This window comes from Synechococcus sp. MIT S9507 (assembly GCF_047304715.1).
Taxonomy (GTDB): domain Bacteria; phylum Cyanobacteriota; class Cyanobacteriia; order PCC-6307; family Cyanobiaceae; genus Synechococcus_C.
The window spans coordinates 2,018,714-2,041,082 of the sequence record NZ_CP138970.1; the positions used below are offsets into that span (position 1 = coordinate 2,018,714).

The 22,369-nt window shown below is 54.5% G+C and carries 25 protein-coding genes, 1 tRNA gene and 1 pseudogene; 14 read left to right on the forward strand and 13 right to left on the reverse strand.

The window, feature by feature from the left end; all coding sequences use genetic code 11:
• Positions 1-27 precede the first annotated feature (27 nt).
• The 3 genes from SIB83_RS10540 to SIB83_RS10550 all read right to left on the reverse strand — a co-directional run bounded on the left by SIB83_RS10540 (position 28) and on the right by SIB83_RS10550 (position 2,690).
• Complete coding sequence (locus SIB83_RS10540; protein ID WP_413745776.1) at positions 28-309, reverse strand: hypothetical protein; 282 nt, start codon at positions 307-309, stop codon at positions 28-30.
• A gap of 430 nt (positions 310-739) precedes the next feature.
• Complete coding sequence (locus SIB83_RS10545) at positions 740-1,714, reverse strand: hypothetical protein (protein WP_413745777.1); 975 nt, start codon at positions 1,712-1,714, stop codon at positions 740-742.
• A gap of 385 nt (positions 1,715-2,099) precedes the next feature.
• A complete protein-coding gene (locus SIB83_RS10550) occupies positions 2,100-2,690 on the reverse strand; it encodes a tyrosine-type recombinase/integrase (RefSeq protein ID WP_413745778.1) in 591 nt (196 codons plus the stop codon).
• A 463-nt stretch (positions 2,691-3,153) separates the two neighbouring features.
• On the opposite strand from SIB83_RS10550, the gene SIB83_RS10555 reads away from it, so the two are divergent.
• From SIB83_RS10555 to pyrF, 3 genes are read left to right on the forward strand one after another with little or no spacing between them, the layout of a single operon-like run.
• Positions 3,154-3,480, forward strand: a complete 327-nt coding sequence (locus SIB83_RS10555; RefSeq protein ID WP_413405682.1) for a DUF1825 family protein — start codon at positions 3,154-3,156, stop codon at positions 3,478-3,480.
• Between the two features lie 41 nt (positions 3,481-3,521).
• Entirely contained in the window at positions 3,522-4,766 is a 1,245-nt protein-coding gene (gene tyrS, locus SIB83_RS10560) for a tyrosine--tRNA ligase (protein WP_413745779.1), read from the forward strand.
• Positions 4,766-5,485, forward strand: a complete 720-nt coding sequence (pyrF, locus tag SIB83_RS10565) for an orotidine-5'-phosphate decarboxylase (protein WP_413745780.1) — start codon at positions 4,766-4,768, stop codon at positions 5,483-5,485. The genes tyrS and pyrF overlap by 1 nt, the downstream gene beginning before the upstream one ends.
• A 275-nt stretch (positions 5,486-5,760) precedes the next feature.
• On the opposite strand, the gene SIB83_RS10570 is transcribed toward pyrF, so the two are convergent.
• The 8 genes and pseudogenes from SIB83_RS10570 to SIB83_RS10605 form a co-directional block, all read right to left on the reverse strand.
• Positions 5,761-6,369, reverse strand: coding sequence for an aldehyde dehydrogenase family protein (locus tag SIB83_RS10570; RefSeq protein ID WP_413745781.1), 609 nt, complete (start codon positions 6,367-6,369; stop codon positions 5,761-5,763).
• Between the two features lie 118 nt (positions 6,370-6,487).
• Positions 6,488-7,168 (reverse strand): annotated as a pseudogene (locus tag SIB83_RS10575) (aldehyde dehydrogenase family protein); the annotation flags it as partial.
• Positions 7,162-7,467 carry a hypothetical protein gene (locus SIB83_RS10580; RefSeq protein WP_413745782.1) on the reverse strand — a complete coding sequence of 102 codons (306 nt, stop codon included), beginning with the start codon at positions 7,465-7,467 and terminating at the stop codon, positions 7,162-7,164. The pseudogene SIB83_RS10575 and the gene SIB83_RS10580, both read right to left, overlap by 7 nt.
• 41 nt (positions 7,468-7,508) lie before the next feature.
• Positions 7,509-8,108, reverse strand: coding sequence for a glycerol-3-phosphate 1-O-acyltransferase PlsY (gene plsY, locus SIB83_RS10585; protein WP_413405690.1), 600 nt, complete (start codon positions 8,106-8,108; stop codon positions 7,509-7,511).
• The gene (locus tag SIB83_RS10590) at positions 8,108-9,082 is read right to left on the reverse strand and encodes a DUF3086 domain-containing protein (protein ID WP_413405693.1); all 975 of its coding nucleotides are present in this window, start codon (positions 9,080-9,082) and stop codon (positions 8,108-8,110) included. Before SIB83_RS10590 ends, plsY begins: the two co-directional genes overlap by 1 nt.
• Before the next feature lie 125 nt (positions 9,083-9,207).
• Positions 9,208-9,615 carry a DUF3119 family protein gene (locus tag SIB83_RS10595; RefSeq protein ID WP_413745783.1) on the reverse strand — a complete coding sequence of 136 codons (408 nt, stop codon included), beginning with the start codon at positions 9,613-9,615 and terminating at the stop codon, positions 9,208-9,210.
• Between the two features lie 17 nt (positions 9,616-9,632).
• Positions 9,633-10,382, reverse strand: coding sequence for an MlaE family ABC transporter permease (locus SIB83_RS10600; RefSeq protein ID WP_413406305.1), 750 nt, complete (start codon positions 10,380-10,382; stop codon positions 9,633-9,635).
• Positions 10,383-10,405: 23 nt separating this feature from the next.
• Complete coding sequence (locus tag SIB83_RS10605; RefSeq protein ID WP_413745784.1) at positions 10,406-11,764, reverse strand: MFS transporter; 1,359 nt, start codon at positions 11,762-11,764, stop codon at positions 10,406-10,408.
• Between the two features lie 89 nt (positions 11,765-11,853).
• Between SIB83_RS10605 and SIB83_RS10610 the strand changes: the two genes are divergently transcribed.
• Positions 11,854-11,924, forward strand: a tRNA-Gly gene (locus SIB83_RS10610).
• A gap of 36 nt (positions 11,925-11,960) precedes the next feature.
• Here the strand turns inward: SIB83_RS10610 and SIB83_RS10615 are convergent.
• Positions 11,961-14,039, reverse strand: coding sequence for a glycogen debranching protein (locus tag SIB83_RS10615; RefSeq protein ID WP_413745785.1), 2,079 nt, complete (start codon positions 14,037-14,039; stop codon positions 11,961-11,963).
• Positions 14,040-14,108: 69 nt separating this feature from the next.
• Here SIB83_RS10615 and SIB83_RS10620 point away from each other — a divergent pair, with 69 nt between their 5' ends.
• From SIB83_RS10620 to SIB83_RS10640, 5 genes are all read left to right on the forward strand, one after another.
• A complete protein-coding gene (locus tag SIB83_RS10620) occupies positions 14,109-14,774 on the forward strand; it encodes an MBL fold metallo-hydrolase (RefSeq protein WP_413745786.1) in 666 nt (221 codons plus the stop codon).
• A 152-nt stretch (positions 14,775-14,926) separates the two neighbouring features.
• Positions 14,927-15,202, forward strand: coding sequence for an HU family DNA-binding protein (locus SIB83_RS10625; protein WP_006043393.1), 276 nt, complete (start codon positions 14,927-14,929; stop codon positions 15,200-15,202).
• Positions 15,203-15,254: 52 nt separating this feature from the next.
• Entirely contained in the window at positions 15,255-16,151 is an 897-nt protein-coding gene (gene gluQRS / locus SIB83_RS10630; protein WP_413745787.1) for a tRNA glutamyl-Q(34) synthetase GluQRS, read from the forward strand.
• Between the two features lie 464 nt (positions 16,152-16,615).
• Positions 16,616-16,918, forward strand: a complete 303-nt coding sequence (locus tag SIB83_RS10635; RefSeq protein WP_413405707.1) for a hypothetical protein — start codon at positions 16,616-16,618, stop codon at positions 16,916-16,918.
• 62 nt (positions 16,919-16,980) lie between these two features.
• Positions 16,981-17,226 (forward strand): lactate dehydrogenase, encoded by a 246-nt coding sequence (locus SIB83_RS10640; RefSeq protein ID WP_413745788.1) that lies wholly within the window; start codon positions 16,981-16,983, stop codon positions 17,224-17,226.
• A gap of 61 nt (positions 17,227-17,287) precedes the next feature.
• On the opposite strand, the gene SIB83_RS10645 is transcribed toward SIB83_RS10640, so the two are convergent.
• Entirely contained in the window at positions 17,288-17,929 is a 642-nt protein-coding gene (locus SIB83_RS10645; protein ID WP_413745789.1) for an alpha/beta fold hydrolase, read from the reverse strand.
• Positions 17,930-18,397: 468 nt separating this feature from the next.
• Between SIB83_RS10645 and psbF the strand changes: the two genes are divergently transcribed.
• From psbF to SIB83_RS10670, 5 genes are all read left to right on the forward strand, one after another.
• Positions 18,398-18,697 carry a cytochrome b559 subunit beta gene (gene psbF / locus SIB83_RS10650; RefSeq protein ID WP_413405713.1) on the forward strand — a complete coding sequence of 100 codons (300 nt, stop codon included), beginning with the start codon at positions 18,398-18,400 and terminating at the stop codon, positions 18,695-18,697.
• A gap of 561 nt (positions 18,698-19,258) precedes the next feature.
• Positions 19,259-19,855 carry a pentapeptide repeat-containing protein gene (locus SIB83_RS10655; RefSeq protein WP_413405715.1) on the forward strand — a complete coding sequence of 199 codons (597 nt, stop codon included), beginning with the start codon at positions 19,259-19,261 and terminating at the stop codon, positions 19,853-19,855.
• A 913-nt stretch (positions 19,856-20,768) separates the two neighbouring features.
• Positions 20,769-21,245 carry a hypothetical protein gene (locus SIB83_RS10660; protein WP_413745790.1) on the forward strand — a complete coding sequence of 159 codons (477 nt, stop codon included), beginning with the start codon at positions 20,769-20,771 and terminating at the stop codon, positions 21,243-21,245.
• Positions 21,246-21,482: 237 nt separating this feature from the next.
• Positions 21,483-21,722, forward strand: a complete 240-nt coding sequence (locus SIB83_RS10665) for a hypothetical protein (RefSeq protein WP_413745791.1) — start codon at positions 21,483-21,485, stop codon at positions 21,720-21,722.
• A gap of 200 nt (positions 21,723-21,922) precedes the next feature.
• Positions 21,923-22,288 (forward strand): hypothetical protein, encoded by a 366-nt coding sequence (locus SIB83_RS10670; protein ID WP_413405722.1) that lies wholly within the window; start codon positions 21,923-21,925, stop codon positions 22,286-22,288.
• The last annotated feature ends 81 nt before the right edge of the window (positions 22,289-22,369 follow it).

Sequence of the window (22,369 nt, forward strand, 5' to 3'; positions counted from 1 at the left end):
GCAGTATTGCGACCAATTATTTGCTGATTAGTCAATTTCATCAAGTAATTCTCCCATTACTTCAATCCACTCCTTACAACTAAATTTTCTCCCAGACTGATAGAGACTTCTGAACTTCATGTACGCTTTATTCAAGCCAGCGATGTCTTCGTTAAGTTGTGAATGCTCAATATGCTCAAGACCTTTCCAGTGTTTGTCCAATGAACTTAGTTTGTTGATTTTTTCTTGACGCTTCTGCTTCTTGGTCTTCTGTTTGTTTGATTCTTCAACTCTCTGTTTGAATTGTCTAAGGGTGTTTGAATGTTCCATTGTTAGGTAAGCGGATTCTTGGGATTCTTTGATAGTCGTGTGATGTCCATGCTCATACGATCTTCAATGTATTGTTGGGCGGTGGTGTACTTGAATCTAAAAGCATCAAACTTCTGAAGTTTGTTCAGAAGGTCTTTTACTTTTTGATTTGATGTGAGTGTGTTGTTGAACGCCATATCTTTTTTAGTGTGTTTGTGTATCTGTATTCAAGATCAATAAATGACTGCTGATGTGCTGGGCGGGTACTTCTTCTTTCCACCATTACACTTCATTCGCTGGTAGTCATTGATGAAAAGTCTTTTAGCGTACCCTGATCTTGTAAATGGTAGTTCTTTGACTTGTTTGTTCACCCACTCGTATAACCATTGCTCGTCTTTGGAGAATGTGATTGAGAATTGTTCCTGCTGTTCGTTTTGTAAGTAGTTGTGATTCATGGTTCGTTGTCGTTGTTGGAAAGGTCTGAATATTTGAAGCACAGATGACTGGGTGCTTGATGCTTGAGATGATGCTTCTTGAAGTTCTTGTCTTTGTTCAGGTAGTCAATCTTGTTGATGACTTCCTCCTCACGCTCCATAACTTTTGAATTGATATTGTTTGGGGAGTTGGTAAGTCTGTTTAGTCCCCAGAGTTCACCATTTCTTTTATTGTTGTGAGTAATGTACTCACAGATAAAGCGAGCAATCAACCAATGGTCATAACGATTTGGTTGTGAAAATGTCTTTTGAGAGTGGTGATGATATTTGTATTCAGGGTGCTTCTCAAGCATTTTGTTTGTGATTATTTGTTGATCTTTAGTGTCTCGCTTACAAATCTTCTGTCTAACAATTCTGTCCCAGATTAGTTGGAATCTTTGATTATGAAGACCTCTGGCGAGTAAGTCTGGATCTACTGGTTCCATGATCAGGTGAATGTGGTATTGACCATCAGCATGAGGTTCAATAACAAACCACATTCTTGGGAAGTCTTTGGTTGGTCTGTTGTCCTTCCAGTCTTTGAAGTTTTGATAGAACAGGTGGATGATTCGTTTACGAATCTGTCCAATATCTTTTTCAACTTCGTCGTAGTGTCTTCCCCAGACTTTCTTGGCGTATGTCCAAGTGATGAAGTAGAGATCTTGTTTGAAACTCATTGACTTCAGCATTATCTCTTTGTACGAATCTTTCAGTCTCTTATCAATACCTCTTGTGTTTTGAGTTGAGTTAGGTACATGTTCATTTCTGTGTACATGTAATTGATTCTCTTTTCTCTGTGCATGAACTCTTTTGTGTTCATGTGTTGGATTCTCTTTGTAGTAGTGAATGTGAACATCTCCATGAATATGAACCTCATGGGGATAATTGAATTGTTCATCCATACGGAACTTCGCCCACCGCTCTGGGTAGGAATAGGGGTCAGGTATTTTCAAGACTTACGCTCTTCCGAAAACCAACTCAGGGTATGTCGTACTACGAGGTATTATCTGTCTCTATTTATGGTTGTTATATCGTATTTACATTGTTTCGTCAACAATTAGGCATGAAATCTTCTGTAATTGCTGACTAAGAGCGAATGCTCAGTATGGTTTTCTGAGTAATAAAAAGGTCTGGCGGGCATCTGTGGCGGGCAATTTTTTTATATCGGGCGATACATCACCCTCAAAAGCAGTAGCGCTGGAGGTCGTAAAGGTTCCAAGTTTTTGGAAAGGGGGGGGCTTATATAAGTCTTTGGCGATTCAGTTTGTTGATCCGCTTTGAGTAGAGACTCCAGATGCTGCCTATGCTCTTGAGCGGAGAAACAATGTTTGTCTGCTCTTACTCATCATCCATAATCCGCCTGTACTTCTCAAATGTCTCTTCCCTGTCGCTGTCCAGATATTGCTGTAAAGAGACAATGCTTTTGTGTCCGCTTATGTCTTTGATCTCTCTAATATTCATGCCCCTTTGGAGCATGTGAGTCAAGCGACTCCGCCTGAAACTATGTGTTGATGCTCCGATTACGCCATTCCAGTCAAATGCCTTCCTGAAGTATTGATCAACAGATTGGGTGGACACTGCCTTTTCGCCCTTTTGGTATTGGGTGTTCTTGCTGTCTGTGAAGAACACATAGTCATCTTCCGTGAGTTGGTTGCTGTTGATCCAGTGCTTCAACTCTTCCATCACTCTGGGGTGGACTGGGACTTGTCTTGTCTCCCGTGTCTTTGTTGAACCCTTTTCCAGAGTGATGAGTTGCTTGTTGAAGTTCAGGTTCCTCACTCGGATTGTCGTGATCTCTTTGACCCTGCCTGCTGAGTAGTACATCAACTCCGCCAGCAGTCCGTACTTCAAAGGCAGGTTGGAAGCGATGGTCTCTACCTCTTGCTTTGAGAGGCAAGTGGACTTGCCCGAACGATTCGTCTTGCTCATCTGATTGCTGCTGGAAGGTCTTTGAACCGAGTGGGCGAACTCGTGTCCGTCGCTAGATGGTTCAAGTACCAGTTTACTTGGTGTTTTATGTAAAAGACCAAGTATTAGATCCAGTAATGGCGGGGTTTTTGTCTTGCCTCCCTCAGGTGAACACCCTTGACTGCCTGTTGGTAAAGAAAAGCAACAAGTTTGTTTGACTTATCAGGCATGGATCTGTATATGAACCCAGTTGTTGACCGAACAACGTGAAGTGTGGTCTTTCCCACCTCCCTGTTCTCAGCAATTTGGGCAGAATCCTTCCAACCAACCTTGAACTCAGTTCTGAAACTCCAGTCGTCTCGGTCTTTGAGCACTTATGAGACAGCAAAAGTTCAAATCCTTTGAACTTCTGCCTTCATTGCTTCAAGTCTGACTTGCTGCTTCAGCACTGGTTTTTCTATGACCCTCTCTACTGGAAATCAATATGGCGTTCTTTGACTCCGACATCGTGCAGGAAGAGGCCAAGCGTCTGTTCGGCGACTACCAGCAGTTGATGCAGCTTGGATCCGATTACGGCAAGTTCGATCGCGAGGGCAAAAAGAAGTTCATCGACACGATGGAAGAGCTGATGGAGCGCTACCGCGTGTTCATGAAGCGCTTTGAGTTGTCGGAGGACTTTCAGGCGAAGCTCACGGTGGAGCAGCTGCGCAGCCAGCTGGGCCAGTTCGGGATCACGCCGGAGCAGATGTTCGAGCAGATGCAGGGCACCCTTGAACGCATGAAAAGTCAGCTAGATCAGCCACCCAGCTGAAGCGGCCCGTACGATTCAGCCCGCAATCGCTCCGCCCCCCCATGGCCTCGACACCGTCACTGCCGGTCTGGTTGTCGCGTGGCATGGCTGATCTGTTCCCAGCCGGGGAGGGAGATGACGCCGATCAGTCTCTGGCGGCTCGCCTGAAACAGGCGGAAACCGAAGGCAGCCCCCTGCGCATCAAGCTGGGAATTGATCCCACCGGCAGCAACATCCATCTCGGCCACAGCATCCTGTTCCGCAAGCTGCGGGCTTTCCAGGATGCGGGGCACACGGCGGTGTTGATCATTGGCGACTTCACCGCCCGCATCGGTGATCCCACCGGCAAAAGCGCCACACGGGTGCAGCTCAGCGCTGAAGAGGTTGAGGCCAATGCCGCCACCTACCTGGCACAGCTGGGTCAGGGCCAGCCGAAGCAGACGGCACTGCTCGATTTTGAGACCCCTGGTCGCCTGGAGGTGCGCCGTAACAGCGAATGGCTCGCAGGTCTGGATCTGCCCCAGATCATCGGCCTGCTGGGGACGGGCACCGTGGGCCAGATGCTGGCCAAGGATGACTTCTCCAAGCGCTATGGCAGTGGCACCCCAATTGCCCTGCATGAATTCCTCTACCCCCTGCTGCAGGGATACGACTCCGTGTCGGTGAACGCCGATGTGGAGCTGGGGGGAACCGATCAGAAGTTCAACGTGGCCATGGGCCGCGACCTGCAGCGTCATTTCGACAAGCGTACCCAGTTCGGCCTGCTGCTGCCGATCCTGGTGGGGCTGGATGGTGTTCAGAAGATGAGCAAGAGCCTCGGCAACGTGGTGGGCCTGGATGAGGATCCGCTTTCGATGTACTCCAAGCTGGAGAAGGTCGGCGATGCGGCGATCAACGACTACCTGACGTTGCTGACCGATCTTGATCTGGCGGCATTGCCTGAGAATCCGCGGGAGAAGCAGAAGGCGATGGCTCTGGCTGTGACGGCCAGCCGCCATGGCCTGGAAGCAGCCCAAAAGGCGCAGAGCGATGCGGCCACCCTGGTAAGCAGCGGCGGTGACGCCAGTGCCGATGTGCCCGAGGTCTCTCTTGCGCGGGTGAACTTTCCGGCCAAGGCGTTCTATCTGCTCAGTGCCGTGGGTATCTGTGCCAGCAGCAGCGAGGCCCGGCGTCAGATCAAGGGTGGTGCCGCTCGGCTGGAGGGAGAGAAGATCACCGATCCCAATCAGGAGTTCGCCTCGGCGACGGAACTGGAAGGCAAGGTGCTGCAGCTGGGCAAGAAGACCTTCCGCAGGCTGGTGGGCTGATGGCGATCCATCCCGCCGATCGGATCATTGTGGCTCTCGACGGCATGGCACCGGATCAGGCCCTTGGCTTTGCAGTGCAGGTGGAGGGCTTGCGCTGGGTGAAAGTGGGCCTGGAGCTGTTCGTGCAGGCGGGGCCCGGGATCCTTGGCCAGCTGCGGGAGCAGGGCCTGCGGGTGTTTCTCGATCTCAAATTCCACGACATCCCCGCCACGATGGCTGGTGCCTGCCGGAGGGCAGCGGCGCTGGGGGCTGAATTAATCACCGTGCATGCCTGCGCCGGAAGCGAAGCACTGCAGGCGGCCCAGGCCGCGGCGGCGGAGGGGGCGCAAAGCACGGGATTGACGGTGCCCACCCTGCTGGCGGTGACGGTGCTTACCAGCTGGGAGGAGCAGCGTTTGCAACGTGAACTCGCCATTGTTCAAGGTATTGCCGAGCGTGTGCCGGCGTTGGCGCAGCTGTCGGCAACCGCCGGCATTGGTGGATGTGTCTGCTCACCGCTTGAGGCCGCGGCACTGCGGGAGCAACACCCCGAGCCTTTCGCCCTGGTCACGCCGGGTATTCGCCCGAGGGGCGCTGCTGTTGGGGATCAGGCCAGGGTGATGGGGCCCGCAGAGGCGATTGCAGCGGGGGCAAGCCAGCTGGTGATCGGCAGGCCGATCACTAAGGCCGCGGATCCCTGTGCGGCATTTGCAGCCTGTTGCGTCGAGCTCAGAACCTGAAGCTCAGCCGGCCTCGCAGACCAGGTGCATTCCGCATCAGGAATAGGCCTGTGTTGGCGAGTCATTAATGGAGGCCGATTTGGTTCAGGATGCTGAGGCTTCGGTTGATGACGCAGCACTGAACGCCAAAGTCCGACCGCCATGCATCCACCCATATCTCTGCGCTGGCAGCACTGCCGGATTCGTAAACGCCTCAGTAGCAGTGCGGCTGAGGGCGGTGCCCCGGCCTGGTGGGTGGAACTGGAGTTGGCAGACAACCCCCGAATCAACAACATTCAGTCAGCCATCACGATGCTTTTGAAGTTCACGAACTCGTGAATTCCAAGTTTCCCGAGTTCGCGTCCGAAGCCACTGTCTTTGCAACCCCCGAATGGAACCCTTGGATCACTTTTCACAAAATCGTTAATGGCGATCGAGCCTGCCTGGAGCTGTTGAGAAGCCAGAGCAAGGGCACGACTGCGGTTCGCTGAAAAGATGGCTGCACCGAGTCCGAAACGGCTCATGTTCGCCAGCGCGATGGCTTCCGTTTCATCTTTTGCCCGCACAAGGCTCACCACCGGACCGAACACTTCATCGTCAAAAACAACGCTGCCCGGTTGAACGTTGTCGAGAACAGTGGCCGGGTACCACCAACCGGGTTGATCGGGAATCATCCCTCCTTGGATCAGTTCACATCCCTTTCCAAGACTGGCCTGCACCTGGCGATGGACCTGATCACGGAGATCACGGCGTGCAAGGGGCCCCAGTGAGCACTGTTCATCCATTGGATCGCCGGAATGAACCGACTCCAGCCTCTGCAGCACTGCACTGCGAAAAGCGTCGTACACCGATTCGACGACGATCAACCGTTTGGCAGCAATGCAAACCTGTCCAGAGCAGAGCATCCTGCTCTGGACACATTTTTGTGAGGCGAGTGCGACGTCTGCATCCTCCAAAATGATGTAGGGGGTCCTGTCCGCCAAGTTCGAGAACACATTTTTTGAGATGTCTGCCTGCCAGAGCCGCCACAGCCCGTCCTGCAGCTTCGCTGCCGGTGAGCGTCACACCCCGGACAAGGGGGTTGGCGATGACCTTTTCGGTGTCAGCCGCTCTGATGGCCAGGTTGCAGACCACGTGGTCGGGGAGACCGGCTTGACGCACCAACGTTTCAATGGCCTGACTGCAGCCGGGCACGTTGGAGGCTCCTTTGAGAACCAGGGTGTTTCCAACCATCAAGGCCGGCGCCAGTGCACGGAACACCTGCCAGAACGGAAAGTTCCAGGGCATGACCGCGAAGATCAACCCCAGGGGGCTTGCAATCACATCGGCGCGGGATTGATCAAGTTCTATGCCGTCCTCATGGAGATACTGCTGCCCCATTGCGGCGAAGTGGCGGCAGACCCAGGCACATTTATCGAGCTCAGACCTTGATTCACGCAAGGGCTTTCCCATCTCCTGGGTGATCAGGCAAGCCAGTTGCTCGCGATCCTCTTCGAGCTGCGTGGCAATGGCCAGCAGAGCACTGGCGCGATCCTGGGCTGAGGACTTCTGCCATTTCAAAAAGGCCTGATGGCAGCACAGAATTTTCTCCTGCGTTTCAGCGGGACTTAGTGCTGGATGCCTGGCCAGTTCATTGCCGCTGGCTGGATTGATCGAGACGAATTCAGACTCGCTCATCAGCGGTTTGTGACCTCTGCTCAGCATCCTTGCAATGGTCTGTTCAACTGACAGAGGTTTTTAAATCGATGGGCATCCGACGTGCTGGCCTGCTCTTCCAGGGCGTTCATGTGCTGCTCGGCATCCAGTTGCGCGGCCAGTTCCTGTTGGCGGAAGTGTTGCAGCCGGTGCGTCGCCTCATGCATCAGCGTTCTAATGAGTGTCACATCGCTGCTATGGATGTTGCCGCAGAGGCCGATGCGATTGCGTGCAGGAGCGTAAAAGCCCTCCAGTCCATTCTGGCAGTCATCCAGCAGCAGCACCCGTGTTCGGCCTGCGCTCTCCACCTGGGCGATCAGGGTTAGAAGGGCGATTCAGGCCGCCGCACTCAAGGCTTCTGCCCTACCTGCGGTTCTGTGCCGTTGATCAGTCGCTGGATGTTGCTGCGGTGTCGCCAGAGCACCAGCAACATTGCCACCAGGGCTACCACCAGATTGGCGTTGCTGTCTGAACCGGCGGCCATCAGCAGTGGCAGGCTCACCGCGGCCACCACGCTTGCCAGCGACACGATCCGGCTGATGCTGAACACCGCCATGAACATGCCGAAGCAGGCCAGTCCCACCGGCCAGGCCAGGCCGAGAAACATGCCAAAGCCAGTGGCCACCGCTTTGCCTCCCTTGAACCCGAGCCACACCGGCCAGATGTGGCCGGCGAGGGCCGCAAGACCTGCCAGCACCTGAATCCAGTCGATCAGCGCCGATGTCGGGTTGAGGCTTCTGGCCAGCAGCACCGCTGCAGCTCCTTTGGCCACGTCAACAAAAAACACAGCCAGAGCAGGCCCTTTGCCCACATTGCGCAGCACATTGGTGGCGCCGGTGGAGCCGGAGCCGATCGTGCGCAGGTCAATGCCCTTGCACCATTGGCCGGCCAGGAAGCCGCTTGGAATCGAGCCGAGCAGATAGCCCAGCAGCAGCGTGAGGAGGGGCATCAGAGCAGGTCTTCGTCGTAGTCGTAGGTTTCGCCTGGGCCGGCTGCAAAAGCCAGCCAGAGCGGAAACTGAAGCACGGGGATGTCCACCACCCGTTCCGCTGCGTCGATCAGGATCAGGGGAACTTCACCGCGTTCCTCAAGTCGGTCCGCCCGCTCCACAAGGGCATCTCCACGTTCAAACAGAACGATGCCGCTGCTCGGACCGAAATCCTCCCGACCCAGGCCCAGAGCATCCTGCAGGCCTCGTCTCCAGTCGCCGAGGCGTTCGGGCTGTCCTGCCAAAACCAGGGTCTGGAACTGATCGCCGTAAAGCTCGCCGATGACTGCGATCAGGGCCGCCCCAACCAGCACATTGCGAGGTCGACTGCCGCGACTGGCCTGAGCTCCCCTGCCTCCCTGATTGAAAAACCAGTCTTCAAGCAGAGCAATGTCGCTGTCGTCCAGGCTGCGGCGCAGTTTCCAGGGCTCTGCGTAGAAGTCGGGCTGCTCCAGAAAACGTTTGAGGTTGCTGCGAATCAGCTCCTCATCGGGGCGGAAGGTGTCGGCCAGAGCGGGAGCGCCGCTGGCGTTGGCCATCGCCTGTTCAGCGGCGGCTTCAGCGGCCTGCGCATCCAGTGGTGACGGCTTCACCACCACCGGCTGGGCCACCAGCTCCAACGTTTCCACCGACTGTGCCAGCCCCTGCAGGGCCCCACCCAGATACTCCTGAAACCCTTTGACTCGTCTGGCGATCGCATCGGACTGGCCAGCAAAGCTTGCAGCCATCTCCTGATCCAGCTGCTCCTTGCGCTGTTGGAGAGCTTCGATCTCCTGTTGCAGGTTGTCGCGCCGCGACTGGAGATCGATCAAGGCCAGCCGGATCAGCGTTTCCGGCGCAGGCTCTTGGTCATCACCTGCGGCGATGGATTCCTCACTGGGCGCCGCTGGGGCCTGCGGCGCCTCTTCGAGTGGCAGATCGTTGTCGTCAGGCATGGTCGACTTGTCCTGAACTCATTTCAGCGGATCGCCGGGTTCATGGCCCGAACACAACGTTCTCGTTGCGTTCTCTTGATGATTCTGTGATCTTGCCCAGGCGCTAAGAGGGCGATGTCGCTTGTTCAGGGCTTGGGAGTCTCCAGGGAACCCACCCGCTGTTCCAGCTGCTGGCGCAGCTCAGCGGGCTTGAAGAGAATCGGCAGGAAGTGGATGCTCTTGACTTCGCGGAAATAGAACAGTCCTGGCAGCCAGGGGGCAAACAGACGCCAGCTCTGCCATTCGGCGTAGGGAAACCGGCGCAGCTCCTGTTGTCCTCGCCACACCACAAGCGTGTCAGCGGTGAATTCAAGACGCAGGCTGTAGGTCTGCACCAGCAAAAACACACCGAAGAGTCCCACAACCGCTGTGGGCCATGGGCTCAAGGGCAGGGGCAGCAGGCAGGCACTGAACAGAATGATCAGCAGCGCCAGTCGCGGGCTGGGGCTGATGCTCACAGTGTCTTGCTCTGACCCGGAGGATGTTGCGGTCATGGTTTCAGGAGGAGGCTTCAGCCTCCAAAGAGGATTTGAGTTAAGAGGACGTCCATCAGAGCCACGGTCACCAGGATCATCACCACCGCGCCTGTGGTGCTGGTGCCCACCTCTTTCGGTCCACCCTGGGTGGTCATGCCCCAGCCACAGGCCAGCACGGCGATCTGAACTCCAAAGACCAGAGCCTTCACCAACATGAAGGGGAGGTCATCCGGGACGAGCCAGGTGCGTGCTGAATTCCAGAACACAGCAGGTGGGATCTGATAGATCTCCGTGCTGCTGATCTGGCCTCCCAGGAGCGCCACCGCAAAAAACAACAGGCACTGCACCGGAGCCATCACCACCATGGCGATCAGGCGTGGAACGACCAGATATTCCACGGGGTCAGTGCGCAACATGGTGATGGCGTCGACCTGTTCGGTCACCTTCATGGTTCCCAGCTGGGCCGCGTAGGCGGTGGCCACCTTTCCCGTGAGCAGCGTGGCCGTGAGCAGGGGTGCGATTTCACGAGCCAGGCCAATCGCCAGAACGCCGCCAACCGTGGTGCTGGCCCCCATGTTGCTCAGTTCCTTGGCGACCTGAATGTTGAACACCGTGCCGGCAGCTAGTGCCGTGATCACCACAATCAGAAAACTGCCGGGCCCGGCTTCCTGGAGCTGATCGAGCAGGTCAACGGTGTTGATCCTCCCTTTGGCCGTTGCCGTCACCGCCTGTCCGCCGATGATCAGGCTGCTGCCCAGCCTGTTCAGCCAGCGTGGCGATTTCAACTGAGTTCTGAATCGGAAGGAGGTCATGCGCGTTGCAGATGGGCTCCGCGATCGGGCCAGTTTCGGGTCACCATCAGACCGAGCAGGACCATGCTGGCTGGTATCAGGCCCATGCTCATGCGAATGGCGAGAAGAGCATTCTGGGGCTGTTCGATGAAGCTGAGAGCGCCATCGCAGATTTCGGTGGAGATGTAACCGGTGAGTGAAAGCAGTGCGCCGAACACACTCATGCTGATGCCGATGATCAGCTTCTGGCCAAACACCATCCAGGCCGTATAGAGGCCGGCCGGATGGGTTGGATCGGCATCAATCGCATCCGGCAGCAGCGACCAGGGGATCAGATAGGCGGTGGCTGCTCCCAGGCCCACCAGCATGATCAGGCCAATCAAGGGAATCAGCTCTGCCGTGGTGCCTCCGTTCTGCATGGGCGGGAAGACCATCGAGAGCAGGCAGGCCAGAATCCAGATTCCAGCTCCCCAGCGCAGCGCAACCAGCCTGCCTTTGCGATTGGAGAGCAGGCTCCAGAGTTGCAGGCCGAACAGAGCGCTCAGCTGGAAGGGCAGCAGAATCCAGGTGGAAAGGTCGGGGGGGACTCTCACCACCTGGACCAGCCAGATCAGGGCGACCACCTGCATCAATTGCAGCCCGAACCACAGCAGCAGGTACAGCCCGAGAACCATCAGAAAGCGCGGATTGGAGCGGATCCTCCTGAACTGTTCCAGAGCGGGTTCAGCCTGGTTGCTTGGTCGCTGAGCACGCTTGGCGAAGGGTGCGAGGCCCCAGCAACAGCACAGTGTCGCCAGGGCGGCGATGCTGCCGGTGATCTGCCCCATCCGCAGATAGCCATCGGCGCCGTCGGTCAAAACGATGGAGGCGACAATCAGACCGCTGAGCCCGGCGAGAATCGAGCCCGTGAAACGGGCAGCATTGAGCCTGGTGCGAATCGCCGTGCTGGTGGTCAGCTCCGTGGAAAGTGCCGCATAAGGCAAATTGACGCTGGTGTAGGACGACATCAACAGGACGGCCATCACCACGTAGTAAGTGGTGCGCTGAAAGGTGTTGCCGTCTGGGACCCACCACATCGCCGCGAGCGTGATTCCCAGGGGGAGTGCTGCACCGAGCATCCAGGGAATGCGTGGTCCCCAGCGGCTCTGGGTGTGATCACTCATCCAGCCGATCAATGGATCGTTGATGGCATCCCAGACTTTGATCACCGTGAGCAATGAGCCGGCGATGATCGCCGGAAGCCCGGCGGCACAGGTGAAGAACGGGAACAGGTAAAAGCCAAGCTGCGTCGCAGCCAGTCCTGTGCCTGCATCACCCAGTCCGTAGGCGACCATCAGGCGGCGGCGGGATCCCCCGGGAAGGGTGCTGGAGCTCATCAAGCAGGGAGGGGCAGACGGACCGCCATAATGAATGCGCACAACACCTGCGATCACGCCTCTCAAGGCGTTGGTACAGATGTTTCTGTGCGGGCGTAGTTTAGTGGTAAAACCTCAGCCTTCCAAGCTGATGATGCGGGTTCGATTCCCGCCGCCCGCTTCGATTTCAAGCTTGAGAGAGCTGAGGTTTCGCCGCTCAGACCCTCAGGTCGCTGGTGTACTCGCGAGCCACCATCACCACCAGGCTTCTTGCTTCGAGCGGAACTCCATCAGCACTCCAGGGTTCAGGTGTCTCGGGAAGGTCTTCACCTGCGGGACGTGCTGTGTCGATCAGGCGGTGCCAGGGAGATGCCGGCTTCGGCAGATCGAAGTGCATGCCCTTGTAGTAAGCGTTGAAGCCAGCCCAGAGCACGGCTCCCCGTTTGCCTCGGTGCACGCTCATCGCCAGGCAGTGGGACCAGCTGGCCCAGTCGGGTTTGCCCAGTTGCACACCGTGCCACTGGCGCCACAAGCCATCGGGATCACTGCTGCGGCGATGCGGCTGTTCACTGTGACCAACCGCCGGATTCAACAGTTCGGTCAGCTGTGAGCGCAGTTTCAGCAGTCGCCGCACGAAGGTGAGCAACTCTCCGTCGCAGTGTTCTTTCGACCAGATCATCCAGCTGAGTGGGGTGTCCTGGCACCAGGTGTTGTTGTTGCCTCCCTGGCTGCGACCCACCTCGTCGCCCATCAACAGCATGGGCACGCCGCGTGCAAGCAGCAGTGTGCTCAGCATGTTGCGTTGCTGGCGTTTGCGCAGGGAGTTGATGGCATGGTCACTGCTGGGACCCTCAACGCCGTGGTTCCAGCTGTTGTTGTGATTTTCTCCGTCGCGGTTGTCCTCACCGTTGGCAAGGTTGTGTTTGCTGTTGAAGCTGACCAGATCCATCAGCGTGAAACCGTCGTGGGCCGTGAGCAGATTCACGGAGCGACCCAGACTCGCGGGCCTGCCGTTGTACAGGTCAGGGCTGCTGCGCAGACGCTGTGCCATCGACCAGGTGCTGTCGTCGTCGCCTTTCCAGAAGCTGCGCACGGCATCACGGAAGCGGCCGTTCCAGGTCCCGATGCGCTTGGCTGGGAAATCATTCAGTCGATAAAGACCACCGCAATCCCAGGGTTCGCTGACGAGTTTGAGATCGCTGAGCAGCGGGTCGGCCTCCATCGCCTCAAACAGTGCGGGCTGATCCAACGGCTTCAGTCCTTCGCCCCGGCTCAGCGCAATGCCGAGATCAAAGCGGAAGCCGTCCACACCCAGCTCCACTGCCCAGCAGCGCAGCGATTCCAGGATCAGTTCCCTGCTGAGCGGCTGATGGGCGGCAATGGTGTTGCCGCAGCCACTCACGTCTAGGTAGTCACCTTTGTCGTTCTGGTGGTAGTAAGTGAGATCGGCGAAGCCACGCCAGCTCAGTGTGGGCCCAGCCACATTGCCTTCGGTGGTGTGGTTGTAGACAACATCGAGCAACACCTCCAGGCCGGCGTCGTGACAGGCCGCCACCAGTTCACGCATCTGCGCCCTGGCCTGCAGCGGGTCGTCGCCGCTGATGTATCCCTGATGCGGCGCAAACCAACTCAGCGGGCTGTAACCCCAGACGTTGTCTCGCCCCGGCGGTGCATCCTGCGGATCAAATGCCTGTACGGGGAGCAGTTCGAGCGTGGTGATGCCCAACTGCTTGAGGTAGGGGATCTTGTCGATCACGCCCAGCAGACTCCCCTGTCGATCCTGGGCCACGTTGCTGTCCCTGCGACGGGTGAAGCCGCCCGCATGCAGCTCGTAGATCACGGTCTGTTGCCAGCTGTGCCGTGGCCTGGGGTGGGCATCGAAATCGAAGTGGTCCCGCTCGCAGACCACTCCCTTCAGACAGCAGTCGGTGTTTGGTGACGCACCGGTGGCGGCTTCGCGCTTGTAGACCGACCAGCCCGTGATGGCACGAGCACAGGGGTCCAACAGCACCTTCGCGGGCCTGAATCCATGGCCTCCAGGTGCGAGAGGTCCGAACACCCGGTAGCCATAGCAGCAACCTGCTGTCAGGCCCTCCACCTCCACATGCCAGTAATCGCCGGAACGGTGGTTCCCATCGCTCAGATCAATCAGCTGTTCCGGGCTGCTGGCCTCTGCGGCGGCGAAAATCAGCAGTTCCACGCGGTTGGCCCCTGGGGCTGCCACCGAGAAATTCACGCCATGGGCCGTGATGCTGCTGCCAAGGGGCCAGGGTCTGCCTTGCCGGATCGCGCTCAAAGATCCACTCCCAGGGAGCAGGTGAAGCCTTCAAAGTAGTGACAGCTCCGGTGATGCATCGTGTCTGTGATGACCTCCTCTCTGGAGCCAGGCCGTCCGCCTTTGCAGATCCGGCCTGATCTCTGGGTTTTTCCACCCAACCGAGACTGTCGCGGAGGCTCGTCCTGGTGGCTTGATGTGGATCCTGAGCCCGTTCTGATCGACTGTCCGCCGCTCAGCGAAGCCACGTTTGCAGCCCTGCGGGACCTCTCGCAAGGCCGTTGTGCCCGCATCCTCCTCACCAGTCGTGAGGGGCATGGACGGCTCCGGCGCCTGCAGGAGCGCATGCCATGGCCTGTGCTCGTTCAGGAGCAGGAGGCCTATTTGCTGCCAGGCGTTCAGCAGCTTGAAACGTTCTCCGAAGAGACCGTCACGCGCTCGGGTCTGCGACTGCTCTGGACGCCAGGCCCCACTCCCGGTCATGCGGTTGTGCATGCGCCGGAGCCTGTGAATGTGCTGTTCTGCGGACGTTTGCTCGTGCCATGCGACAAGGATCAACTGGCACCTCTCCAGCATCGGCGCACCTTTCACTGGCCCCGGCAACAGCGCAGTCTGCATCGACTACGACATTGGCTTCCCCCAGAAGCCGCTCCAGAACTGGCTTCTGGAGCGGGGCTGGGTGCTTTGCGTGGTGCCCATCTGGCCCCCTTCCACAGCTGGAATCAGCAGACAGAAGCAGCATTTGACACGCCCTGATCCACACAAGATTCGGTGAAAGCATTGCGGCACGGTGTTTTTCGGTTGCCGCACAGCGATTGTCTCCATACGATTAGCGCGCTCAGGGAAGCCGTGCGGATGTCGACCTCCGCATCGTCGATCCAACCGCTTCCGCCACTTTCCCCCACTCAATGAACAAAGCCGATCTCGTCAACCTGGTTGCCGCCCGCACCGAGCTCACCAAGACCGATGTCTCCCTTGTGGTGGATGCCGCCATCGAAACCATCATTGATTCCGTTGTGGAGGGCAAGAAAGTCTCCATTCTCGGCTTCGGTTCCTTCGAGCCTCGCGAGCGCTCTGCCCGCCAGGGTCTGAACCCCAAGACCGGCGAGAAGATCAAGATTCCCGCCAAGCGCGTTCCTGCCTTCACCGCCGGCAAGATGTTCAAGGACCGCGTTCAGGGCTGATCGTCTCCGGACCTGTTGTTCGGGGTGGTCCTTTGGGGCCACCCTTTCTTGTGTGAATCTTCCTGATCCTCTTCGGGCTGTTTTTGAGCGGGGGCGACAACTGCGTCTGCGCGGCTACAGGGGTCGTTTCGCTCCGACTCCCTCGGGCCCACTGCATCTGGGTAACTTGCGCACGGCCCTGATCTCCTGGCTGCAGGCTCGGCTCAATGAAGGGGAATGGTTGCTTCGGATTGATGACCTCGACACCCCGCGCATCCGGGTCGGTGCAGTTGAGTCAGCTTTAGAGGATCTTCGCTGGCTTGGGCTGCACTGGGATGGTCCGGTGACCATGCAGAGCCAGCGCCTCGCTCTTTACAACGCCTGTCTTTCCGCATTCAGAAATGAACAGCTGCTCTATCCCTGCCGATGCACGCGTCGTCAGCTTGGTGCCGGCCAACACTACCCAGGGACTTGCCGAGAGATGGCCAGGGGCTGGGGCCTGCAGGACGGTCGATTGCCGGCCTGGAGGCTGAGAGTGAATCCTTTGGATGAATCACGCTGCGGCGACTTGGTTCTGCGCCGCTCTGATGGATTCATCGCCTATCACCTTTCAACAGTGGTGGATGAGCTGGCACTGGGAATCACAGAGGTGGTGCGGGGGTCCGATCTGGAGGTGGTGTGCATTGCCCAGCAGGCCGTGATCGCATCGTTGGAGGAGCAATCTCCTGGCTATCGACACACACCGCTGCTCTGTGATGCACAGGGACAGAAGCTCTCCAAACGAGACCATGCAGCAGGGCTGGCACCTCTTCAGGATCAGCAATGGTCGCCGCAGAGGGTGGTGGGATGGCTCGCCGGTTCTCTGGGGCTGGTTGACCAGCACTGCTCTCTGTCGGTCGACGAGCTGTTGCAGGAGATGCGAGCCAGATCAGTGCCGTTGCGCAGTTGCTTCGAAGATCAGGATTCTTAAGGAAGCCTTCGGGATCACGGACGCCCGCAGCTCCCACACTGAAGATGTTTTGACGGCGTGGACATGGCGATCTGCTCGAGCTGCGGTGGCAGTGGCATCAAACGCATCAGCGAGCAGCGCTTCCGCACTTGTCAGGATTGTCTGGGCAGAGGAGTTCTCCAGTCTGTCTCTTCATCCCGGGCAACATCTTTCACCGTCGCTCACTCCCCTGGGGAGAGCATTGAGAAGCCTTCAGAGGTGATCGATAGAGGATTGATCAAGACAGTGGAGACTTCCGCTTCTGCCAGATAAAGAATGTGGCCGCCGCCACGACAGCCAAAAGGGGTACAGCGGTGAACAGCAGAAGCGCGACCGCGGTCCAGTCGGTGTACATCCGATCATCGCTCGAGTGTTTTGATTCTTTCAGTTGATCTCGGTCCCATCTCTTGATCAGCCACTTCTCGAACGACTGGTTCAAGGCATTGATGTTCGCAATCGTTGCTGTTGGAGTCGGCAGCGTTGCAGCGCCGGTGCATGCAGCATCTTTGGATCGGGCGCGTCCGCTTCTGATCGCCTGTTTCCGCAGTGCCCATGCGCCCAGCTGTAATCAAGCTCTTGTGCTCACTGAAGCAATGCAGAGCCGTGCCGCTGATCGCGAGCTCTATCCCTGTCAGACCCTTTTGCTCGGACTGCAGGCGGAAGTGGTGATGGTGCAGCTTGCTGAACAACGTGGTCAGAGAGCCTTTGAGACGCTGCGTGACAGCGAGCGACTTTGTGCAGGCCTTTGATCAGATTTCACCATTCCGTCCAGAATGGGGGGGGTGCATCAGGCGTTTTGCGAGTGTTTCTGGTGAATCTTGCCGCGCTGGTCTCGATCAGCTCAGCACTTTTCAGTTCTGTTCGGGCACAAGTGCGTTTCGACGATTGCCAGCCTGTTGCCGGTGGCGGGATCACCTGTAACACCGTTCCTTACGGAAACACCCGTGCCGATATGGTCGACGGTGAATTTGATTTGATGGATCAGGCCAGTCCTGGATGGGCTGAATACAACCCCTATGAGGGGTACGACGACATGCTCGGGGGCAACCAGACCTGATGGAGGGAGCATCAGGATCTCTGTTGGATTCACCCATCTGGGTTAACCCTATACAGAGAGATCAACGAAGCAGCAACAGCTTGCTCAGGAAGTCATGCATCTGTTGCACAGCCAGATGCAGAATGGCTAGTTCACTGTGGCCTGAACGTTTTCTTGGTTTGAAGCTGTGATCACCATCGGGAATCCAGGAGGGTTGCAACCGTTCTGAGAGTGCGTAGTTCACCATGTCCTCTTTTCTGCCCATCGGATCACGTTCTCCCTGAACAATCAGGTTTGGTGTTTGCAGATTCTGTAAGTGCCCAATGCGTACTTTTTCCGGTTTGCCAAGAGGGTGAAAGGGATAGCCAAGACAGATGCATCCCAGAATTCTGTTATTGCTCCACAGCTCACTCGCCAGCATGCTGGCGATTCTTCCTCCCATGGATTTTCCTCCGATGATCAGTGGTTGGTTGGTGGGTAGAGACTTCACCTGGTTGTCAAAACACTCCAGAAGGATGTCGGCTCTGTTCGGCGGTGTTTTGCGGCCGCTTGTGCGTTGCTTGGTCATGTAGGGAAATTCGAACCGGATCACCTGCCATGCGTTCGCCGCAAGGCCTTCAGCCATCTGCTGCATAAAGGGGCTTCCAATGCCGGCTCCAGCACCATGGGCCAACAGGATGTTGGCCAGCCCAGGGTCAGGACCACACACAAGCGTGTTGTCCATGGTGACTCGTTCTGCATTGGCCAAGTCAAAGCTCGTATGGCCTGAATGTGCAGAGCAGGAGGGATATTGATATTGACCTTCTCCTCTCGGGAAATCACCAAAAATTTCGTAGTTGTCAATTAACTAATATTTTTCTTTAAAAAATGTCGTATTTTTACTGCAGCATGCTGCAGGCCTGAATCATCTGTATCGAAGATTTGTAAAATTACGAGCCAGAAAATGTCTATATGCTGCTGATCTCAATATCAAGATTGGCGTTGCTGTTGCAAATAGTGTGAATGGCTATCAAATCAGACCACTTGCTTGCACCAAATGAGGCTTAAGTGCATTTAAAAGTCACCTGGTTCGCATTGATTTGATCGATAAAAATGACTCGACGACTTTGAAACATTGAATTCAAAATTGTGCATCAATCAATACCTCTTGGGCAATGCTCCTTCTTAATGTGTTTAAAACAAAGTTTTTGCTGTGTTCAATTACAAAATTCTTTTGGTTACATCACCAATAGCTTTTTCTGTGATCAGCACAGCGTTCTGGCTCACCAGATGGGAAATTCTTGTCTGGGGTAAGCAATTTTTTGGAGTTCCCTCAATTCAGAATCGCAAAGAGTGGATTGACAGCCCACTAGCACCCTTTAAAAGGAAAGATGGTGGCTACCCTGTATTCACCGTTAGGACTCTGGCTGTCAATGCGTTGGGTATCCCTACGGTGTTTTTCTTAGGCGCCCTTGCTGCGATGCAGTTCATTCGTAGAGCAACCCTTTATTGACGCATGGACTCATTCGAATTTCTTGAAGAATTTGTTTTTGCTGCTGTTTATTTCTCAGCATTGATTTGGTTTTCAATGTATTTAGTTACAGGTTATATTTATTTAATTGGGTAGCGCGAAGAATTCATCAAGCTAGAAAATTATGCCAGCTCTCAATTCAGAGTGTTTGGTTTAATTAAACAAAAAAGCTCACTTGAGTCAGTTTACTGCAAGGTAGATGCAATATTTTCAATAATATTTTGCTCTTGCAGAGTGTAAATAGCCCTATAAAGGGCAGAGTCTGCGCCTGCCTCCCCGCTATGAATTCGTATCAATGCTTGTCGAATGAGTTCTGCAAGTAGAGCTTGAGTTTGGTCTTCCAATTTCGGCAGAGAACTCTGTGAAAATTCTACTTAGCAACTAGTTTTTGCTTATTCATCTCGGACTCGCTGAGACGATCAATGAGATCAAGGTCAGTTAGATTTTTCCCCTGTCGTTGAGCAATTTGTTGCGTCTCGGCGGGTCATGTTGTCAAAGTGCTGTACTTGCTTGTCTTAAGTTTTTCAATAAAGGGTTTGTGAAATGAATTCCATTGAGCGCATTGCTCGGCAATTGTTTTGCTCACTTGCAGTGATTCTATTCTGCTCGCTGCTGGTTCTCCCCTCGAAAGCTTTTGCGATTTATCCGAGTGGAGGGGGTCTTCCTGATCTTGGTCTTGATCGAAGTCTTCAGGGAAGTGACCAGGCTACAGAGGCTTTCAAGGAAAAATTTCCCTTCTACGAGCGAGATGAGGATGGAAAGCCGATCACCAAGGAATTCGTTAAATACGATCTCGCCAACTACGACTTGTCTGGTCTTGATCTGAGAGGTGCTCTCTTCAGTGTGGCAACACTCAAGCGAGCAGATCTTGAGGGAGCCAATCTTGAAGGAAGTATCGCCTACGCCACACATTTTGAAGAAGCTAATCTCACAAATGTGAATTTCAGAGATGCCGTTTTAACAAAGAGCTTTTTCATGGCAACAACGATTGATGGAGCAGACTTTTCCGGTGCAATTATTGATGCTCCTCAGCGGGAGGAGATGTGCTCAAGAGCTGCTGGCGTCAATCCAGTGACTGGTGTTGAAACGTATGACAGTCTCGATTGTCTGAGTCTGAATATGCGCTCTTCAAAGTCGTAGCTAGTTTCAGATCTCCAATCTTTTGAATAACTGAATTTGTGGATTTGGCTTCGCATAAATTCGTGCGAAGTCAAATTTTATGTTGTGATGAACTGGTACTCAGGCTCCTTTCTGAATGCTTGCTGTTTACTCGGATAGTCTGCCGAGTCGAATCTGTCGTTGGATTACTTTCTGAAGATGTTCCACCTTTCTTTCTAGCTCTTCTACTCGGTCTTGAAGCTCAGCATCATTTTGCTGTTGACTAGCTCTTTTGGTCTGCCTGCCTTCGTTCATCATTTCAGTGTAAGTTAGAGATCTTTGTTGGTCGTTTCTTTTGGTTGATGACATTGTTGATTTGTTTTTTGTGGAAACATAAAACTCTGTGGGCTTATTCAAGCTAAAAGAATAGTGAGCAAGATTCCTGTTAGTACGCCTTTGGCGAAAGTGATCCACAGGATTTGATAATCAGAAAGACCCGTTTTTTGTTGTATTTTGATAATTAATTTCTTGTGAGCACGAACAATACGGTTGCTCATCAAGCGTCTTTGTAGGTAACGCCATCATGAACTTATCCAGTCCACTTGGCAAGCCTCTTTCCCTGACAGCAATTGATCTGTTTGTGACCATACAAAGCTATTGCTTCAGCAGAGATCAATAGTCAAGATTAGAAGCCCTTTTCAGGTGTCTCGAACTCTCTGAACAGAGCTCCTGCTTCTTCAGTGCAATCCTGCCTTATCAGGTCGCGAATTCGAGCTTCCCACCAAGGCCCAACTCTGGCCTCGGCATGTTGGAGAAACACGGGATCAATGAATCCCGGAGTCGCTTCTTCAGATTCTCCGAAGTGGCGTGTTGACAAGGATTCACTCGGTAATGGGAAAAAATTAGTCCATTGCTTAAAGCAAGATGTATTGATCAGATCAAGCTCAAGTAGCGATTGAAATCCCATCTCCTTGCCGTGCTGACGATGGTTATGTCCTTTTCACGGCCTGAGTCCGACTCGCATCGCAGCTGTGAAGCGTCATGTCATGCTGCTGTTGTCGTTCCATGGTTTGTTGTGAAGCGTGTCCCCGGGATCGGTTTTCTGGCGCTGCTCGGAATCAGCTGCGGAAGCCATGCGCTGGCCAATATCAAAGATGAGTTTCAACGAGCTCAGGGCTGTGACTACTTCAAAGCTGATTTTGTCAGTGATGTAGGTGTTTATAAGGATTCGGAGGTACGCTTTTGCATTAGCGATGATCAGCAGGAGCTGATTTATGTCATGGCTATGGGAACATCCTGGGTCGTCCCATTTAATCGACAATATCGCTCCAAAGGTCTTTTGAGTTTCAATACTTTGGAAGAAAATCGCCTTGTTCTCTATCAAAAAAATGGGGGTGTGGTGCAGAGAAAAGTTTTGGGCCGAAGACGATGAGTTTATTGACTCAGCTCTTTTTGTGATTCAAAGGCATCGATTTGCAATCGCGCTAGCTGCTTTCGGATGATTTCGTTCAGCTTCGGTTGTGCTGATCTGTTCGCTCTGCTTCGTCTTCTTTGAACGTTCTGTTGGTTGGCTATTTGACAGTCTTCCTTCCGTTCAGATGGAAAGCTTTTTAAAACGATTGCCATGGCCTACCAAGCTCGAAATTCCCAGGCACCACGACGAAGCTCCATGCCTCCAAAACATCAGGATTCGGCAAATCTGAAAATCGCCTCTGCAACCTCTTTCACCGAAGAATGGCAGCCAAGCGTCTCTCAACTTGAAAACCAGATTAATGTTGCGATTGAAGATATTCGTGTGATTTTGCAGACTCTTCAATCTGAAATCGGAGCCAGTGATCGGTATGTTTTAGGTCTTCTGGATGTAGTTGCTGACGATTATCGAGCACAGTTACCAACCGGAAAGTCCTGAGCGACCTCAGTGCAAGAATCCGCGGGTTAAACCTAGGCAATGACGCGCAAGAGTAGCAATTGATTGACCACTTTGTTCGAAATGTGCTCTTAGCCGCATGTTCCTTCAAATGACCTTTCTGTTTGATTCATGTGTCACTTGTGGTCCTTGCATTAAGCGGATGATGGTTTGTTAGTTCATGTCCACAGGGTCTTTTCAGCATGGTGATGCTCAGTGCGTTAATCGGTGTTTCGCTGATTTTCTGGTTCACTGTGGGGTTCTTCAGCCATGTCAACTGGTTCCAGAACGCCTTCAGGCGCGAGGCTGAGAAGATCGATCGCCAGCAACGTGCCAGCCAGGGTCAAAGTCAGATTTTGGCCAGTTCTGGAAGCCTGACCGCCAAGAAAGGATTCGTTCTCGCTTACTGGGACGATATCAACCAGGCATTTTCCAGAGGTGGATCAGTTCAGGCTGAGCGAAGCCCTCTGATATTCGATATTGCTGCAATTAATCTCGTGGCATTCACCTCTGTTTGTATGCTTGTATTTGTAAGCAGAGGTTTGTTTCACGCTTTGGGATTGATGTGATTTTGCCGTGAATGCATTCAATTAAGCTTTGCTCCCTGCAAACAATCCATATTGCTAGTTGTCAATACGCTTCAGGAGAAC

Coding starts and splice junctions, on each gene's coding strand:
- SIB83_RS10540 (WP_413745776.1), bottom strand. CDS start 309: ATGGAACATTCAAACACCCTTAGACAATTCAAACAGAGAGTTGAAGAA.
- SIB83_RS10550 (WP_413745778.1), bottom strand. CDS start 2,690: ATGAGCAAGACGAATCGTTCGGGCAAGTCCACTTGCCTCTCAAAGCAA.
- SIB83_RS10555 (WP_413405682.1), top strand. CDS start 3,154: ATGGCGTTCTTTGACTCCGACATCGTGCAGGAAGAGGCCAAGCGTCTG.
- tyrS (WP_413745779.1), top strand. CDS start 3,522: ATGGCCTCGACACCGTCACTGCCGGTCTGGTTGTCGCGTGGCATGGCT.
- pyrF (WP_413745780.1), top strand. CDS start 4,766: ATGGCGATCCATCCCGCCGATCGGATCATTGTGGCTCTCGACGGCATG.
- SIB83_RS10570 (WP_413745781.1), bottom strand. CDS start 6,369: ATGCTCTGCTCTGGACAGGTTTGCATTGCTGCCAAACGGTTGATCGTC.
- plsY (WP_413405690.1), bottom strand. CDS start 8,108: ATGCCCCTCCTCACGCTGCTGCTGGGCTATCTGCTCGGCTCGATTCCA.
- SIB83_RS10590 (WP_413405693.1), bottom strand. CDS start 9,082: ATGCCTGACGACAACGATCTGCCACTCGAAGAGGCGCCGCAGGCCCCA.
- SIB83_RS10595 (WP_413745783.1), bottom strand. CDS start 9,615: ATGACCGCAACATCCTCCGGGTCAGAGCAAGACACTGTGAGCATCAGC.
- SIB83_RS10605 (WP_413745784.1), bottom strand. CDS start 11,764: ATGAGCTCCAGCACCCTTCCCGGGGGATCCCGCCGCCGCCTGATGGTC.
- SIB83_RS10620 (WP_413745786.1), top strand. CDS start 14,109: ATGACCTCCTCTCTGGAGCCAGGCCGTCCGCCTTTGCAGATCCGGCCT.
- SIB83_RS10625 (WP_006043393.1), top strand. CDS start 14,927: ATGAACAAAGCCGATCTCGTCAACCTGGTTGCCGCCCGCACCGAGCTC.
- SIB83_RS10635 (WP_413405707.1), top strand. CDS start 16,616: ATGTTCGCAATCGTTGCTGTTGGAGTCGGCAGCGTTGCAGCGCCGGTG.
- SIB83_RS10645 (WP_413745789.1), bottom strand. CDS start 17,929: ATGGACAACACGCTTGTGTGTGGTCCTGACCCTGGGCTGGCCAACATC.
- SIB83_RS10655 (WP_413405715.1), top strand. CDS start 19,259: ATGAATTCCATTGAGCGCATTGCTCGGCAATTGTTTTGCTCACTTGCA.
- SIB83_RS10665 (WP_413745791.1), top strand. CDS start 21,483: ATGCCTCCAAAACATCAGGATTCGGCAAATCTGAAAATCGCCTCTGCA.
- SIB83_RS10670 (WP_413405722.1), top strand. CDS start 21,923: ATGGTGATGCTCAGTGCGTTAATCGGTGTTTCGCTGATTTTCTGGTTC.